Source organism: Mycobacterium sp., assembly GCF_040509115.1.
Classification (GTDB): Bacteria; Actinomycetota; Actinomycetes; order Mycobacteriales; family Mycobacteriaceae; genus Mycobacterium.
Genome location: NZ_JBEVLO010000398.1, coordinates 1 through 13,929, shown reverse-complemented (window position 1 = coordinate 13,929; position 13,929 = coordinate 1). Strand labels below are relative to the sequence as shown.

The following is a 13,929-nucleotide window of genomic DNA, read 5'->3' as shown; positions in this document are numbered from 1 at the left end:
GACACGAACATCGGAGGTCAGTCGGCCTCGTCGGACGGGCCCAGGATCTGCCGGAGAAGGTGCATGACCACGGTGGTCGAGCGTTCGCGGACGTCGGATCGATTGCCAGGTAGCAGCAGCGTGCGCGTCACGGTCCTGACGCCGCGGGTGTCGGTGTCGCGGGTGCGTGCCTTGACGCTGAAACAGACCGTGCCAACTGGCTTCTCGGGGCTGCCGCCACCCGGACCCGCGATGCCGGTGATCGCGACGGCGGTGTCGGCGCCGAACCGTTGCATGGCACCGTCGGCCATGGCCTCGGCAACGGGTTCGGACACCGCCCCGTGCTCGGCAATCAGCTGCGGATCGACGCCCAGCAACTCGACCTTGGCATCGTTCGAGTAGCTGACCACGCCGCCCGCGACGTAGTCCGACGACCCGGCGCGGTCGGTGAGCCGCGCCGCGACCATTCCGGCAGTACAGGATTCGGCCGTCGCGATCGTCCGACCCGCCAGTAGCTGCGCCACCTGATCGTCCACCAACGCACCGTCGGTGGAGAACAGCTCGCGCGGGTGTTTCTCACGCAGCAGTGCGACGAGCTGGTCGTACACCGGCGCGGCGTCGGGCTCGTAGCGCGTCACTATCTCCAGCTCGCCGCGGCGCAGGCAGGTGGTGATCTCGAGGCGCCCGAAGTCGGGGATGGAGTTCTCGCCGTCGCGCAGCGTCTCGGCAAGACCCGATTCGGGTAGCCCGAACATGCGGAGGGTGTTCTGCAGGTATTCGGTGCGGCCCGCGATGGCGTCCTGGACGCCAGAAGTACGAATTGCCTTGTCCCACATGGGTTGTAGCTCGCGCGGGGGCCCGGGCAATACGACGACGGTCGGCGTGCCCGGCACCACCACGCCCGGCGCCGTGCCGACGGGGCCCAGAATCTCGGCGCCCGCAGGCACCATCGCCTGCTTCCGGTTCGCGGCCATGACGGCTTCGAAGTCCACCTCGCCGGTGGCCAGGGATCGTCGTTGCATCAGTCGCTTGAGGATGCCCGCGATGGTGTCCTCCAGTGCGGCGTCCAGCACCAGCTCCCGCTCGGTGAACTTCGCGACCATGGCAACGGTCATGTCGTCGGCGGTGGGCCCGAGACCTCCGCTGGTGATGATCAGGTCGACGCCCTCGGCCGCGAGGAAGCGGAGTTGCGCCTCGATGTCGGACGGTCGGTCACCGCACAGCGTGACGTGGGCGAGCTCGACGCCCAGCTCGAGCAACCGGTCCGCGAGCCACGGACCGTTGCGATCCTGGACACGCCCGGTGAGGACCTCGGTTCCCGTGATGACGATGCCCGCGCGTGCACTCACGGGGTAAGACACTACTGACCCGCTGCATGTCGGTCTCCGTTCGCCTTCCCGCAACGTGGCGAGGCTACGGTCGCGGCCGTGACGACCGCCGTCCTCGCGTTGCCCGCCGTCATGGACCCCATGTACTGGCTCGGCGACGGCGGTCTCTTCGGATCCGCGGTGCTGCCGGGTGTGATGCTGATCGTGTTCATCGAGACCGGGCTGCTGTTCCCGTTCCTGCCCGGCGACACCCTGCTCTTCACCGCGGGACTGCTCGCGGCGCAGTCGGCTGCGCCGGTGGACGTCTGGGTGCTTGCGCCGTGTGCCGCAGCAGCCGCGATCGCAGGCGGTCAGCTGGGCTACGTCATCGGTCGACGCCTGGGGCCCGCACTGTTCAAGAAGGACGACGCGCGGTTCTTCAAGAAGCACTACCTCACGTCGTCCCACGAGTTCTTCGAGCGGCACGGACGCAAGACGATCGTGATCGGACACTTCATCGGCGTGGTGCGGACGTTCACCCCGGTCATCGCGGGTGCATCTGGCATGCGCTACCCGGTGTTCCTCGCCTACGACGTGCTGGGTGCCGCGGCGTGGGGGGTCGGCCTGACAGTCGTCGGGTTCCACCTTGGCAACGTGCCGCTCGTGAACCGGCATCTCGACGTGATGGTGCTCGCGATCGCGGTGCTGTCGACGGTCCCGGTGGTGGCGTCGGCGGTGCAGGCCTACCGCGCCCGCCGCCGGATGACGAACTCAGCGCAATGAACCCGAATGAACCCGGCTCTGCGCTGCGGGCCGCTACCTGGCCAGCCAGCCCTTCACCGTGTCCAGATCCCGCGAGTACGTCTCAAGGACGTCGTCCTGATAGCGCGATCCGCCACTGATCGCCTCGTCGCCACGCCAGATGACGCGGACCCGTGTCTGAGCGCGCAGGTAGACGTCCACGCGGTCGTCGACGCGCCGATCCCAGCCTGCCTCTGCCGTGATGCGGGCGAGTTCGGACCGTAGGTCGGTGGTGGTCATCGATGTCCCCTTTCGGATGGCCCCTTTCGGATGGCCACTTGGGACATCCTCCCCCGGCGCCGCCCCGCGTCGCCGCCCCGCCCCGCGTTTCCGTCGTCCCGGCTGTCAGCGACCGTTCAGCTTGGTTCCGTATCTTCGCGCTGATGTCTGTGAAGGCCCATGCGTGGTTGCGGTCCTACGGGCCCGCGGTACTGATCGCGGCCGTCCTCGGGTACGTCGCGATGTACCTGCGGTGGCCGAACGTCGCAGCTCAGGTTGATCTGCAGGTATACCGATTCGGGGCGGCGAGGGTGCTCGCCGGTCAGGATCTCTACTCGATCGGGTTGACGGGAAACCCGCACACCCTACTGTTCGACTACACGCCGTTCGCCGCGCTGTGCTCGCTGCCGTTGACGTTGGTCACGACGACGACGGCGCAGCTGATGGGGCTGGCCGTGAACGTCGCGCTGGTCGTGCTGGTCGTCTACCGACTGCTGACCAGACTCGGCACGACCACGGCAACCGCAGTGTGGGGCCTGGCCGCGCTGCTGACCGGTCTGATCCTCTGGCTGGAGCCCGTGCGGCTCTCGCTGCAGCTCGGGCAGGTCAATCTGATCATCCTGGCGGTCGTCGTCTTCGATCTCCTTGGCTCCGACGGCCGACGCTGGGCGGGCATCGGCATCGGCCTGGTCGCCGGGGTCAAGCTCACACCTGCACTGTTCATCGTCTTCCTGGTGCTGATCGGCAGGCGGCGGCCCGCAATCGTCGCAGCGGTGACGTTCGTCGCGACCGTCGCCGTCGGCTTCGTGCTGCTGCCCAAGGACTCCAACTACTTCTGGTTCGGCGGCGGCTTCAACGACGTCGCACGGATATCCAGTGACCCGGTGGCCAACACCAGCTTGCGAGGCCTCTTCGTTCGGTTGCAAGAGTCGGGCCCGGTGACCACGCTCGCGGTGGGGGCTCTCGCCGTCGTCGCACTGTCGCTCGCGGCGCTCGCCTGGCGGCGCGGTCACGTCGTGCTCGGACTGGCCATCGCGGGGATGGCGACCGCCGCGCTGTCCCCGTTCAGCTGGAGCCATCACTGGGTGTGGATCGTGCCGCTGCTCGCCCATCTCGGGCACCGCGCCTTCGTCCTCGGCGACCGGTGGTCGATGGCGGCGCTGTGGGCGTTCTGGGCCGCCTTCGCGAGCTGGATCGGCTCGACGGATGGCGATACGCCGGAGACGGGGCTGTTGTCGATCCGGCCGGGCGGCGCCTGGGACGTGGCGATCCCCGCGGTCTACCTGCTCGGCTTCGCGGCCGTGCTGCTCGGCACCGCGTGGTGGCTGCTGCGGTCGCGCCGTGGCGGGAGCTACGAGATGGGCACGACCACCGGCGAGGTGTTGTACCCGGAGACCCGCACCCAGTTGGCGGTGGGCGAACCCTCGGGCACCGTGGCGCGCAGCTCGACGGTCTCACCGGGGAAGACCGTCACGTAGTTGTCGTCGTAGGAGATGGGCAGGATCTCGTCCCCGTCGGGCGTCGAGGTGACCTCCGCGCGCTCGAAGAACGCGATCTGCCGGGACCGGTTGCGCAACCGGATCGTCGCGTCCCGACCGCCGGTCGCCCGCTCCGCGGTGACCTCCAGCGGCACCCGCGTCATGTAGTTCAGTGGGGTCATGTCGGCCCAGCTGGCCTGGGTGAGCTCGAACGCGAAGTCCGTGTTGGGGTCGCCGACGTCGTCGTTGCGCTGCGACTGCCAGTACACGTTCTCGTCGACGACTTTGCCCGACGCATCGAGCACCTCGCAGCGCACGAAGAACACCCGCGAGTCCCGCGCCACCCGCGCCAGGGTCATGGCCGGTGCGGTGCCGCCCGACGGCGCGTCGAGGCTCGGACTCGTCTCGTCGGCGCGCAACCTGCCCTGCAGGTCGTACACCCGGACCCGGATGCGGGCGTCCTCGACGTCGGAGGGCGTCTGGTTCACCAGGGTCACCTCGGCGGTGGTGTGGTCTCCCTTCGCGTAGGAGTCGAACACCGCCGATAGGGGTCGCAGACCCTTCTTGGCGCCGAAGTAGGCACCGCCCGGTCGCAGGTAGTAGTCGAAGACGTTGCCGAAGAAGGACGGCCAGTGGTTGTTGAGCATCCAGTAGAGCGTCATCTTGTGGCCTGCCCAGCCCAGCGCGGCGAAGGACTCGAACTGCGCCCGCGTCGACTCGTAGTGCGCGAGCTGCGCCTTGCGCGCGAATTCCTCTGCACCGCTTGACGGTCCGTAACGCCGGTTGATGACCTGTTGGATGCTGCGCAACGCGGAGTTGCCGGGGTTGGAACCCGCGTGGAAGTACCAGTCGTCGTTGATCGGCCACAGGCGTTCAGGCGGGATGAACTCCTTGAGGCTGGCGAACGGCGGGATGTGTTCGTTGTCGCCCTGCTCCGCCGAGGCGCCCCTGGCGGCGCGGTACTCACCACTGAACCAGTAGGTCGGCGGCCGCCACGTGTAGGGACCGGCCATCTGGATGCCGTCCCAAAGTCTTCGGCCCTCGGCGTCCGTCACGTAGGAGGACACCGTGTCGACGACGGCGTTCTGCCAGTGCAGGTCTCGCAGAATCTGGTGGTAGTCCTCGCGCACCTTGTCCGGCGGCCGACCATCGCTGGCGTTGGCCCACACGAACGCCGAGGCGTGCGACCTGAGCATGGTGATCTGGGACCGTAGGCTGTCGCGGGCGACGCGGTTGTCCTCATCGTCCCACTGGGGCCACTTCTCCCACTGGTTGCAACACATCCAGCCGACCATCAGCGGGATGCCGAGTTCGTCCGCGGCCTCGACGAATCGTTCGGTGGGGATCTTGGACTCCAGCCGGATCATGTTCATCCCCAGATCGCGGACGTAGGAGAGGATTGCGTCCTCGCGGGCGGGATCGTAGGTGTACAGCAGGTCCGGGGTGTAGGTCGCGCCACGGACCAGGAAGTCGCGACCGTTGACCCGCAGGTAGAAGCTTCCGCCGAGTCCGAGTTCCGGGAAGCGCTCATCGTCGTCGCGGCCCTGCGTGATGGTGCGCACGCCGAACCGCTTGGCGTACTGGTCGACTGGCTTGCCGAATTGGAGAAACTCCACCTTGAGGTCGTACAGGTTGGGGTCGCCCATCGTGTAGGGCCACCACAGGTCGGGGTGCGCGACGGTCAGGTCCGCGAAATCGTCTGGGGTGAAGCCCTCCTCGCGGCGCTCCCCCGGCCCAAGGGTGACGGCGCGGTCCACCAGAACGTCGGGTTTGCCTGCCCGGCTGATGGTGGCGCGCAGGATGCCCCGCTGGCGGTCGGCGGTGCGGTTGGCGATCGTGGCGTAGACGCTGAGCCGGGCGGAGTCGGTGTCCGGCAGTGGCAGTTCGGTGTTCACCGTTGCGCTGTCGACGGTCACCGCGCCGGACATGCGCAACGTGACGGGCTTCCAGATTCCGGCGTTGCGGTCGGCGACGTAGGAATTGCCGTAGCCGGGGTTCTTGTCCGGGCCCTGGTAACCGAGGTAGTTCCAGTTGATCCAGTCGAACCAGCTGTCCGCGAGTTCGACGCCGTTGATGTCCTGCAGCGAGCGTTCCGGGGTGACCTTGACCGCCAGCGTGTTCGTCCACCCGGCGCGGATCCACTTGGATACGTCGAGGTCGTGCTCGACGAACATGCCGACGATCTGGTTGGCGTCGGCGACGAGGTGCCCGTTGAGCCAGATCTCGGCGCGGTAGTTGATGCCGGGAAACTTCAGTTGGTACGTGCTGTGCCCGGCGGGCGCGTCGAACGTCGTCCGGTACCACCAGTCCTGTTGCCAGAGGTCCTGCGGAACTTCCTCCAGAAGATTCTTGCCGTAGTACAGGTTCGGGTAGGTGCCGTCGTCCTGGAGCGCCGACAGCACCGTGGTGGGCATGCGCCGCACCTGGTGCCAGTCAGTGGTCGCGAATCGGGGTGTCGAGATCACCGCGCCGCCTGCAGTCACGTCGCGGGCCGACGCGAGTTGCCAGCCGTCGGCGAGCTGGAGTTCTTGGGCCGGTGGCTCGGGCCTGGCGAACCTTGGTAGGTCCCCAGCGCTCACCAGTAGCAGCACGAGTAGAACGACGATGCCCAGGACGGCGTTTCTGCGCATCTCGGGCGCGATGGTGCTACTCCCTCCTGGTTCGTGGTTTCGAGCTCATTCTGCCTGCCGTTCAACCGGCGGGCGCTACCTGCCCGCGATGCCGCTGATCAGCCTGTCGCAGACGGCGTACATCTGGGCCAGCGCCTCGTCGGCGTCGGTGGCGCGGGACACGAAGAGGGCGGCCTCGTCGAGGGCACCGAGGAGGATGTGGGCCGTCGCCCGCGGTGGCTGGTCGGGGATGACGCCGTCGGCCACCGCTGCGGCCAGCATGGCCTCGATGACTCCGAGGCCGTACTTCATGCCGACTTCGCGCCACCGTTCCCAGCCGAGGACCGCGGGTGCGTCGATCAGAACGATCCGCTGCACGTCGGGTGCGGAGCACTCTTCGAGGAACAGTCGGGCCCCGATCCGCATCGCGTCCAGCTGATCCGTCGGCGCCGCCGCGACGATCTTGGCGGTGATGGCGCCGACGAGGTCACGTTCCACGTCTTCGTAGACTGCGGCGAAAAGCTTTGCCTTGTCGCCGAATTGGTGATAGAGAGCTCCGCGCGTGACGCCCGCGGCGGTGACGATGGACTGGGTCGACACGGCGGCGTATCCGGCCGTGGCGAACAGCCGCCTGCCCGCCTCGAGCAGGCGGGCTCGCGTCGCCGCCGTGCGTTCGGCCTGGGTTCGGCGGGTGGGTGGCGAATCACCGTTGACTTTCATACAGGCTGCACGTAACTTTCATACCGAGTGTTCGTAACTTGACCTGGAGGGTATCCGACATGCCGCAGGCAAAGCTGAAAAGCGCGACGATCCAGTACCGCGTGTTGGGCCCGGACGACTCGATCCATCCGCCGGTACTGTTCGTGCACGGCATCCTCGTCGATCACCGACTCTGGATGAAGGTGGCAGAAGAGCTCGCGCGCAACGGGTTTCGTTGCGTACTGCCCGACCTACCGCTCGGCTCGCACCGGATTCCCGTCGACGAGTCGGCGGCGCTGAGCCCGCACTCCGTCGCCGAGATGCTGCACGAGTTCATCACCGAGCTGGACCTGCGCGACGCCACGGTGGTGGGCAACGACACCGGTGGCGGGCTCTGTCAGCTGCTGATCGACGCGCATGCAGACGACGTCGGCCGACTGGTGCTCACCAACTGCGACGCGTTCGAGAAGTTCCCGCCGTTCCCGTTCAACGCCGTATTCGCGACCATGCGTGGACCCAGGTCGATCGGCCTGCTGTCGAGGTTGATGAAGGTCGCGGCACTGCGGCGCTCGCCACTTGGCTACGGGCTGCTGGTGCAGCGCGACGATGCCCTGACGGAGTCGTGGATCGCACCCATGAGCACCGACCGACGGATCGCCGCGAACCTCGCCACACTGTTGCGCGCCGTTGCCGCAATGGATCTCACCGACGTGGCGACCCGGCTTCCACGCTTCACCAAGCCCGTCACGATCGTGTGGGGCACGAAGGACCGCTGCTTCACCCCGGCTCTGGGCCGACGGCTCGCTGCGGTGTTCCCCAACGCCACGATGATCGAGGTGCCCGGCGCGAGTACGTTCGTCGCGCTCGATGCGCCCACCGCCGTCGTCGACGCGATCGCCGCGGTCGGAGCCCGAACCTAGAACATGTCCTTGTGGGGCACGTCGGCGACCAGGCCGCCGTCCACCACGAACTCACTGCCCGTCGCGAACGACGATTCGTCGCTAGCGAGGAACACCACGAAGGTGGCCACCTCGTCGGACTGGCCCGGCCTGCCGAGTGGCGCCGTCACCATGTCGTCGGGAAAGTGCTTCGTCATCGGAGTCTTGATGAAGCCAGGATGCAACGAGTTCACTCGAATCTTGAACTTGCCCAATTCGATCGCGGCCGACTTGGCCAGACCGCGCACCGCCCACTTGGTCGCCACGTAGGGATGCACCATCGGTGCGCCGCGCAGCCCCTCGATGGACGAGACGTTGATGATCGATCCGCCGCCCGCGGTCTTCATCGCCTCGACCGATGCCTGCATGCCGAGGAACGTGCCGGTGAGGTTGACGTCGATGACCTTCTGCCACTTCGCCATGTCGAAGCTGCCGATCTTGCCGAGCGCGACGATGCCCGCGTTGTTGACCAAGACGTTGAGCTTGCCGAATTCCGTCACCGCGGTGGCCACCGCGGCATCCCACTGGTCGGCTTCGGTGACGTCGAGGTGGACGTAGCGAGCGGGCTCACCCAGTTCGTCGGCCAGTGCCTTGCCCTCGTCGTCGAGGATGTCGCCGATGACCACTTTCGCCCCCTCGGCAACCAGCATCCGAGCGTGGGCAGCGCCCATGCCGCGTGCCGCGCCGCTGATCAGTGCAACTTTTTCGTCAACGCGTCCCATGACGGGACAGGCTACCGTACGCCGTTCGCGAACTAGAACCTGTTCCAATTCCGCGGCTCGGCACGCATACTGCTAGCCACCCGTCGTGAGGAGAGAAGATGGCGATCCGCGTTGCGCTCGTCGGCACCGGCAACTGCGGCAGCCTGGCGCTGCGGCAGTTGATCCAGGACAAGCGCTTCGACCTGATCGGCGTCTGGGTGTCCTCGGAGGCCAAGGTCGGCAGGGATGCCGGCGAGCTGGCCGGCCTCGACGTCACCACGGGCGTCACCGCCATCGACGACCTCGACGCCATCGTCGCGGCCCGACCCGAGTGCGTCGTGTACTGCGCGATGGGCGACGTCCGGCTGCCCGACGCAATGGCCGACATCCGCCGGATTCTCGGGGCAGGCATCGACGTGGTGGGTTCGGCCCCGGGAGTCCTGCAGTACCCGTGGCAGGTGATCCCCGACAAGTACATCGACCGCGTCGAAGCGGCTGCGCGAGAGGGCGATTCGAGCGTCTTCATCACGGGCGTCGATCCTGGCTTCGCCACCGACCTGCTGCCGTTTGCGCTGGCGGGCACGTGTCAGAGCATCCAGCAGGTGCGCACCATGGAGATCGCCGACTACGCCACCTACGACGGCGCAACGGTGATGTTCGACGTGATGGGATTCGGCAACCAGATCGGCGATCTCCCGATCCTGTTCCAGCCCGGCGTGCTGAGCATCGCGTGGGGTACGGCGATCCGCCAGCTCGCAGCGGGCCTTGGCATCGAGGTCGACGAAATCAGGGACTCGGTGGAGCAGGAGCCCGCCCCGGAGGACTTCGACGTCGCGGTCGGGCGGATCGCCAAGGGAACCGTTGCGGCCGTGCGCTTTCAGATCGAAGGGCTGGTCGACGGCAACGCGGTGATCGTGGTCGAGCACGTCACCCGACTGCGCGGCGATCTTCGGCCCGACTGGGCGCAGCCCGCACAGGAGGGCGGCTCGTATCGCGTCGAGATCACCGGCGAACCGTCGTACGTGATGGACGTGTCACCGACCAGCCGCAACGGTGACCACAACTACGCCGCGATCTTGGCGGCCGCGGGCCGGATCGTGAACTCCATTCCCGACGTGCTCGTCGCCCCGGCGGGGATTCGTACGACGCTCGACATGCCCCTGGTGACCGGCAGGGGCCTCCTCGCGATCGACTAGTGGCGATCGACTAGTGGCGCGACGTCCCTGCTGGGTGAACCCTCGCCCAGTAGAGCCGCACCAGGGTGCCGCCGGTGGACGTCTGGATCGACGAGCGGTCGGCGAGGGCCTTCATCAGTGCGATGCCACGTCCGCGGCTGCGGTCTCCCGGAGTCGGAGCCGCCGTGCGCCACAGCCCGCGATCCGCGACGGTGACGGTGAGCGAGGACTCGACGGGGTCGTGCGACGCCTTGACGTCGACGGTGCCGGGCCGACCCGCGGAGAGGTAGGCGAACTCCGCGGTGTTGGCGAGCGCCTCGTAGATCGCGAGTACGGCGTCACTGGCCCGGTTGGCACCGAACTCGAAGAACTCGCCAAGCCAAGAGGCGAACTCCTCACGCACTCGCGCAACGGAGTCCGGGTCGGCGATCACGCCGATGCGCTCGAAGCGGTCGGCGTACGCAGCGGTCCTGCCCAGGAATGGTGCAGACATTGAATCGATCATGGCAAGCAAGGAGATACCCGATCGGGCCACCGAATATGCGTGGCTAGCTGGAAAGGGCAGCGAGCGCCTCGTCGAGCGTGGCGTGCAGCGGCACGATGTCGGCGATGCCAACCAGCTTCAGCGGGCGGCTGGTGGCCGGCCCCTCCGCGACGAGGTGGATGTCGATGCCATCGGGTGCGTCGTCGTGGGTTGCGACGAGGACGCCCATCCCGGCCGAGGCCAAGAACTCGACGTCGGACAGGTCGACCACGAGGCCGGTGGGTGTCTTCGCGAGCGCGGACTTGATCGCTTCTTCGAGCTGAGGTGCCGTGATCATGTCGACCACGCCGGAGACGGCGATGACGACGACCCCGTCGCTCCATCGTTCGTTGACTTCGCAGGTCGAACCCGATGCAGGTGGTGTGCCGTCGGTCGATTCCCGTTGTTCGTTCAAGGCCCATCTTCCGTGTTTAACCGCGTCCGTGGACGCGAGTCGCCGTGATTCCTCCCGGGCGAGGCTCGGACTGAACCCCACGCGGAAATGAACCGCCGAGGTCGAACCTATCCGATCGACGAGTCATCGCGCCGATCAGCCATGGATCAGAGCACCGCGGTGTCACCCACCAGTAACAATGCTCACAGGTCGTTCGGTCCACTCAGATGCTGCAATGGAGACCGGACGAAGACCAGACCTTTTGCTTACCACAGCAGGCACACCAGGAGCGACATGAATCCCGACGCGCCGCCCGCGCGCCCCCTCGCGGAGATCGCAGCAGGTCCAGGGGGTGCGCACGTCGGGGCGTTCTTCGACTTGGACGGCACGCTGGTCTCGGGTTTCACGGCAACGGCGCACGCCGGACATCGGATCCGCGCCAGGCAGGCCAAGATCGGCGAGGTCCTCGGCGTGATGGAGGCGTCGGTGCGGTACCGGCTTGGGCGAATGGAGTTCGAGCGACTCATCGTCCGCGCGGCGGGTTATCTGCGGGGCGACTCGATCGCCGAACTCGACGAACTCGGGGAGCTGCTGTTCCGTCGGCACATCGAGGCGCGGGTCTTCGGGCCGATGCGGCACGTCGTCCGTGCCCATCAGGAGCGTGGGCACACCGTCGTGCTCAGTTCGTCGGCGCTGACGATTCACGCCGAGCCGGTCGCGCGGTTCCTCGGGATCGACGACGTGATCTGCAACCACTTCGACGTCGACGAGGCAGGGCGGCTGACCGGTGAAATCGTCCGGCCGATCGTGTGGGGCGCGCGCAAGGCCGACGCCGTCGCACGATTCGCCGCGACGAACGGCGTCGCGATCGAGTCCAGTTACTTCTACGCCGACGGGGACGAGGACGCCGCCCTCATGCGGGTCGTCGGTCACCCGAGGCCGGTGAATCCACGTTCGGGGCTGGCCGCCGAGGCCGCGCGCAACGGCTGGCCGGTGCTGAGGGTCGGCTCCACCCCCGAGGGCCGCGGCGGCGTGTGGCGCAGGCTGGGAGTCGCCCGCTGATTTCGAGATCGGTCGACGTGCACTCAGTCGACGCGCACGGTGCCGCGGAACCTGCCGACGAAGACCGGCGGGTACGCGCCGAATCCCGCCGTCTCGAGCCATTCGGCGGCTAGCTCGGAGTGGTTCAGCCAGCTATGCGCATGCTGCTCCTCGTCGATCTGCAAGAGCATCATGACCTCGTGGGGGTTGTCGAAGGCGTTGAACGTCAACACTGTTCGGACCCCTGCGGTACCGAGTCGATCCACCGTGTCGTGCACGTGGGCCAGGAGTACGGCGAGGTCGTCGATCGGCGTCACGATCGACACCATCACCTCGGGGGCCGCCGGTCTGAGGTGGTTGCCGGTCGCCACCCGTTCGGCCAACTCGCCCGCGAACACGGCCGGGATGTCCATCACGCCCATGGCGTCGAACCACTCGAAGATGCTGCGCGACCGAATCAGCTCGAGCAGCGGGTCACGGGCGTGGATCGCGATCATCACCAAGACCCGACCGGGCTCGGCGGTGGACTCGTAGATCAGCGCGTGGTGCGCACCGAGCCCCGCGAGGGCACCCTCCCGGCGTTCCAACGCAAGGCGCACGCGTCCGACGTCCTCGACGCGGAAGTCCGCCGCGAGGACGAGTGAGTGGTTTAGCCAATGGGTCACGGGCTGTTCCCTGATGGACTCGGCGACCCTCCGGCGGCGGGGCCGAGCGAGCGCGGGCTGGTGCCGATTGACGGTAGTTGCGGCCGCCGCGGGATGTGCGGGATCACGACGAATGCGCCCCTGCCACCCCGCGGCGGCAATAGGGGCTAAACTAGAACACGTTCTAGTTCGTTCCACTTCGAGGAGCAGGCATGCACACCCCACTCTGCGACCAGCTCGGCATCGAGTTTCCGATCTTCGCGTTCACGCACTGCCGCGACGTGGTGGTCGCGGTGAGCAAGGCCGGCGGCTTCGGCGTCCTCGGCGCGGTCGGCTTCACGCCCGAGCAACTGGAGGTCGAACTGAATTGGATCGACGAGCACATCGGCGACCACAGCTACGGCGTCGACATCGTCATCCCCAACAAGTACGAGGGCATGGACTCCAACCTGTCGGCCGACGACCTCGGCAAGATGCTGGCCGACATGGTGCCTCAGGAGCACCTGGACTTCGCCCGCAAGATCTTGACCGACCACGGCGTCCCGCTCACCGCGGAGGACAACGAGAGCACCCTCCGGCTGCTCGGATGGACGGAAGCCACGGCGACGCCGCAGGTCGAGGTCGCGCTCAAGCATCCGAAGATGACGCTGATCGCCAATGCGCTCGGCACCCCGCCCAGGGACATGATCGAACACATCCACGCCGAGGGCCGAAGGGTCGCCGCACTCTGCGGCTCGCCAAGTCAGGCGCGCAAGCACGCGGACGCGGGCGTGGACATCATCATCGCCCAGGGTGGCGAGGCGGGCGGGCACAGCGGTGAGGTCGGGTCGAGCGTGCTGTGGCCGCAGGTCGTCAAGGAGGTGGCACCCGTTCCGGTACTTGCCGCAGGCGGCATCGGCAGCGGTCAACAGATCGCCGCGGCGCTTGCGCTCGGAACCCAGGGCGCGTGGACCGGCTCTCAGTGGCTGATGGTCGACGAGGCGGAGAACACCCCGGTGCAACAGGCCGCCTACGCCAAGGCGGGTAGTCGGGACACCGTGCGCAGCCGCTCGTTCACCGGCAAGCCGGCCCGCATGCTGCGCAACGACTGGACCGAGGCGTGGGAGAACCCCGACAACCCCAAGCCGCTCGGCATGCCACTGCAGTTCATGGTGTCGGGGCTGGCCGTGGCCGCCACCCACAAATACCCCGATGAGACGGTGGACGTCGCCTTCAACCCCGTCGGTCAGGTGGTCGGGCAGTTCACCAAGGTCGAGAAGACCGCGGCCGTCATCGAGCGATGGGTGCAGGAGTATCTCGACGCCACCGGCACGCTGAACGCGCTGAACGAGGCCGCGGGCGTCTGACCCGAGCCACTTCCCTCCGACGAATCCCGCCGGCCCTCGGGTCGGCGGGATTCGCGCATTCGCGACGGCCACGGT

The 13,929-nt window shown here is 67.4% G+C and carries 13 protein-coding genes and 1 pseudogene; 6 read left to right on the top strand and 8 right to left on the bottom strand.

Features of this window, described 5'->3' with window-relative positions:
• Positions 1-17 precede the first annotated feature (17 nt).
• A complete protein-coding gene (locus ABW137_RS27375) occupies positions 18-1,328 on the bottom strand; it encodes a competence/damage-inducible protein A (protein WP_526404620.1) in 1,311 nt (436 codons plus the stop codon).
• Between the two features lie 78 nt (positions 1,329-1,406).
• On the opposite strand from ABW137_RS27375, the gene ABW137_RS27370 reads away from it, so the two are divergent.
• Positions 1,407-2,069, top strand: a complete 663-nt coding sequence (locus ABW137_RS27370; RefSeq protein WP_526404618.1) for a VTT domain-containing protein — start codon at positions 1,407-1,409, stop codon at positions 2,067-2,069.
• A gap of 33 nt (positions 2,070-2,102) precedes the next feature.
• Here the strand turns inward: ABW137_RS27370 and ABW137_RS27365 are convergent, their stop codons facing one another.
• Positions 2,103-2,327 carry a hypothetical protein gene (locus tag ABW137_RS27365; protein WP_526404616.1) on the bottom strand — a complete coding sequence of 75 codons (225 nt, stop codon included), beginning with the start codon at positions 2,325-2,327 and terminating at the stop codon, positions 2,103-2,105.
• A gap of 2 nt (positions 2,328-2,329) precedes the next feature.
• Between ABW137_RS27365 and ABW137_RS27360 the strand changes: the two are divergent.
• A pseudogene (locus ABW137_RS27360) lies at positions 2,330-3,352 on the top strand (glycosyltransferase 87 family protein); the annotation flags it as partial.
• Positions 3,353-3,657: 305 nt separating this feature from the next.
• On the opposite strand, the gene ABW137_RS27355 reads toward ABW137_RS27360, so the two are convergent.
• Together ABW137_RS27355 and ABW137_RS27350 are read right to left on the bottom strand one after the other, a co-directional pair.
• On the bottom strand, positions 3,658-6,414 hold the full coding sequence (locus ABW137_RS27355; RefSeq protein WP_526404614.1) for a glycoside hydrolase family 2 protein: 2,757 nt from the start codon (positions 6,412-6,414) through the stop codon (positions 3,658-3,660).
• 75 nt (positions 6,415-6,489) lie between these two features.
• A complete protein-coding gene (locus ABW137_RS27350; RefSeq protein WP_526404612.1) occupies positions 6,490-7,113 on the bottom strand; it encodes a TetR/AcrR family transcriptional regulator in 624 nt (207 codons plus the stop codon).
• A 59-nt stretch (positions 7,114-7,172) separates the two neighbouring features.
• Between ABW137_RS27350 and ABW137_RS27345 the strand changes: the two genes are divergently transcribed.
• Positions 7,173-8,012 carry an alpha/beta fold hydrolase gene (locus ABW137_RS27345; protein ID WP_526404610.1) on the top strand — a complete coding sequence of 280 codons (840 nt, stop codon included), beginning with the start codon at positions 7,173-7,175 and terminating at the stop codon, positions 8,010-8,012.
• Here the strand turns inward: ABW137_RS27345 and ABW137_RS27340 are convergent.
• Positions 8,009-8,752, bottom strand: a complete 744-nt coding sequence (locus tag ABW137_RS27340; RefSeq protein ID WP_526404608.1) for a glucose 1-dehydrogenase — start codon at positions 8,750-8,752, stop codon at positions 8,009-8,011. The genes ABW137_RS27345 and ABW137_RS27340 overlap by 4 nt on opposite strands.
• 98 nt (positions 8,753-8,850) lie before the next feature.
• On the opposite strand from ABW137_RS27340, the gene ABW137_RS27335 reads away from it, so the two are divergent.
• A complete protein-coding gene (locus ABW137_RS27335; protein ID WP_526404606.1) occupies positions 8,851-9,927 on the top strand; it encodes an NAD(P)H-dependent amine dehydrogenase family protein in 1,077 nt (358 codons plus the stop codon).
• 10 nt (positions 9,928-9,937) lie between these two features.
• On the opposite strand, the gene ABW137_RS27330 is transcribed toward ABW137_RS27335, so the two are convergent.
• The gene (locus ABW137_RS27330) at positions 9,938-10,399 is read right to left on the bottom strand and encodes an ATP-binding protein (RefSeq protein ID WP_526404604.1); all 462 of its coding nucleotides are present in this window, start codon (positions 10,397-10,399) and stop codon (positions 9,938-9,940) included.
• A 55-nt stretch (positions 10,400-10,454) separates the two neighbouring features.
• Entirely contained in the window at positions 10,455-10,844 is a 390-nt protein-coding gene (locus ABW137_RS27325) for an STAS domain-containing protein (RefSeq protein WP_526404603.1), read from the bottom strand.
• 273 nt (positions 10,845-11,117) lie between these two features.
• Here ABW137_RS27325 and ABW137_RS27320 point away from each other — a divergent pair, with 273 nt between their 5' ends.
• The gene (locus ABW137_RS27320) at positions 11,118-11,885 is read left to right on the top strand and encodes an HAD family hydrolase (RefSeq protein ID WP_526404602.1); all 768 of its coding nucleotides are present in this window, start codon (positions 11,118-11,120) and stop codon (positions 11,883-11,885) included.
• Between the two features lie 23 nt (positions 11,886-11,908).
• Here the strand turns inward: ABW137_RS27320 and ABW137_RS27315 are convergent, their stop codons facing one another.
• Positions 11,909-12,529 (bottom strand): fatty-acid--CoA ligase, encoded by a 621-nt coding sequence (locus ABW137_RS27315; protein WP_526404601.1) that lies wholly within the window; start codon positions 12,527-12,529, stop codon positions 11,909-11,911.
• A gap of 191 nt (positions 12,530-12,720) precedes the next feature.
• On the opposite strand from ABW137_RS27315, the gene ABW137_RS27310 reads away from it, so the two are divergent.
• Positions 12,721-13,854, top strand: a complete 1,134-nt coding sequence (locus ABW137_RS27310) for a nitronate monooxygenase (RefSeq protein ID WP_526404600.1) — start codon at positions 12,721-12,723, stop codon at positions 13,852-13,854.
• The last annotated feature ends 75 nt before the right edge of the window (positions 13,855-13,929 follow it).

Bases quoted from the DNA above. Each gene is read 5' to 3' on its own strand.
- ABW137_RS27365 (WP_526404616.1), bottom strand. From the start codon at position 2,327: ATGACCACCACCGACCTACGGTCCGAACTCGCCCGCATCACGGCAGAG.
- ABW137_RS27355 (WP_526404614.1), bottom strand. From the start codon at position 6,414: ATGCGCAGAAACGCCGTCCTGGGCATCGTCGTTCTACTCGTGCTGCTA.
- ABW137_RS27350 (WP_526404612.1), bottom strand. From the start codon at position 7,113: ATGAAAGTCAACGGTGATTCGCCACCCACCCGCCGAACCCAGGCCGAA.
- ABW137_RS27345 (WP_526404610.1), top strand. From the start codon at position 7,173: ATGCCGCAGGCAAAGCTGAAAAGCGCGACGATCCAGTACCGCGTGTTG.
- ABW137_RS27340 (WP_526404608.1), bottom strand. From the start codon at position 8,752: ATGGGACGCGTTGACGAAAAAGTTGCACTGATCAGCGGCGCGGCACGC.
- ABW137_RS27335 (WP_526404606.1), top strand. From the start codon at position 8,851: ATGGCGATCCGCGTTGCGCTCGTCGGCACCGGCAACTGCGGCAGCCTG.
- ABW137_RS27330 (WP_526404604.1), bottom strand. From the start codon at position 10,399: ATGTCTGCACCATTCCTGGGCAGGACCGCTGCGTACGCCGACCGCTTC.
- ABW137_RS27320 (WP_526404602.1), top strand. From the start codon at position 11,118: ATGAATCCCGACGCGCCGCCCGCGCGCCCCCTCGCGGAGATCGCAGCA.
- ABW137_RS27310 (WP_526404600.1), top strand. From the start codon at position 12,721: ATGCACACCCCACTCTGCGACCAGCTCGGCATCGAGTTTCCGATCTTC.